This is a genomic window from Paraburkholderia sp. EG304, from assembly GCF_046543485.1.
Taxonomy (GTDB): Bacteria; Pseudomonadota; Gammaproteobacteria; order Burkholderiales; family Burkholderiaceae; genus Paraburkholderia; species Paraburkholderia youngii.
Window position 1 is genome coordinate 1 of the sequence record NZ_JBKGUA010000356.1, and the last position, 418, is coordinate 418.

Genomic DNA, 418 nt, shown 5'->3' on the forward strand with positions numbered 1-418 from the left:
GGTCGGCGGCACCACGAAATCGGTCGTGGCCTGGGCGACCTCGGTCGCCTGCACGGGCTGCTCCACCGCGGGCGTCGACGGCGCGGGAGGCGCCGGCTGCGGTTCACTGGGGGGCGCAGGCGCGGCGACGGGCTGCGGCGCCGAGGCAGACGGCTCACGCGCGTCGGCACCGGCAGAGGCCACCACCTGGGCGCTGTCGGTCGCGGCGGCACGGGCGGCGTCCGCGGTCGCCGGTTCGGCGGCGGGCTGGCCGCCCTCCTCCTGTTGCGGGGTGCCGCGGCCCACGAAGGCCACCTGCACACGCCCGCTCTCGCCGCCCTGCTCCGGTTCGCTCGGCGGCCGGATCAAGGCGACCCACAGCCCCACCAGGGCGAACATCCGATGCAGCAATGCGCGGAGCACCGCCGAGGTCCAGCGC

General features: G+C 77.5%; 1 pseudogene. It reads right to left on the bottom strand.

From position 1 onward, the window contains the following. Positions 1 to 418, bottom strand: a pseudogene (locus ACLFKU_RS44260) (hypothetical protein); the annotation flags it as partial.